This is a genomic window from Cellulosimicrobium funkei, assembly GCF_001019615.1.
Lineage (GTDB): Bacteria > Actinomycetota > Actinomycetes > Actinomycetales > Cellulomonadaceae > Cellulosimicrobium > Cellulosimicrobium cellulans_E.
Genome location: NZ_JNBQ01000083.1, coordinates 1 through 557, shown reverse-complemented (window position 1 = coordinate 557; position 557 = coordinate 1). Strand labels below are relative to the sequence as shown.

Here is a 557-nt window from a genome sequence, read left to right as displayed (position 1 = left end):
CCCCGAGCTGTCCTACGACTACGGTGCGCTCGAGCCGCACATCTCCGGGCGGATCATGGAGCTGCACCACTCCAAGCACCACCAGGCCTACGTCACCGGCGCGAACACCGCCCTGGAGAAGCTCGCCGAGGCCCGCGAGACCGGCGACTTCGCCGCGATCAACCTCCACGAGAAGAACCTCGCGTTCAACCTCGGCGGCCACGTCAACCACTCCGCGTTCTGGACCAACCTCTCCCCCGAGGGCGGCGGCGAGCCCACCGGCGAGATCGGCGCCGCGATCGACGAGCACTTCGGCTCCTTCGACGCCTTCAAGAAGCAGTTCGCCGCCGTCGCCGCCGGCGTCCAGGGCTCGGGCTGGGCCATCCTCGCCTGGGACTCCATCGGCTCCAAGCTCGTCACCGTCCAGCTCTACGACCAGCAGGGCAACCTCACCCTCGGCCTGACCCCCGTCGTCCTGCTCGACGTCTGGGAGCACGCCTACTACCTCGACTACCAGAACGTGCGCGCCGACTACGTCACCGCCTGGTGGAACCTCGTCAACTGGTCCGACGCCGAGG

1 protein-coding gene is annotated in these 557 nt (G+C 68.4%); it reads left to right on the top strand.

What is annotated here, in order from left to right; all coding sequences use genetic code 11:
• The coding region (locus FB00_RS20755) for a superoxide dismutase (RefSeq protein WP_156186492.1) at positions 1-557 on the top strand (557 nt) is incomplete at both ends.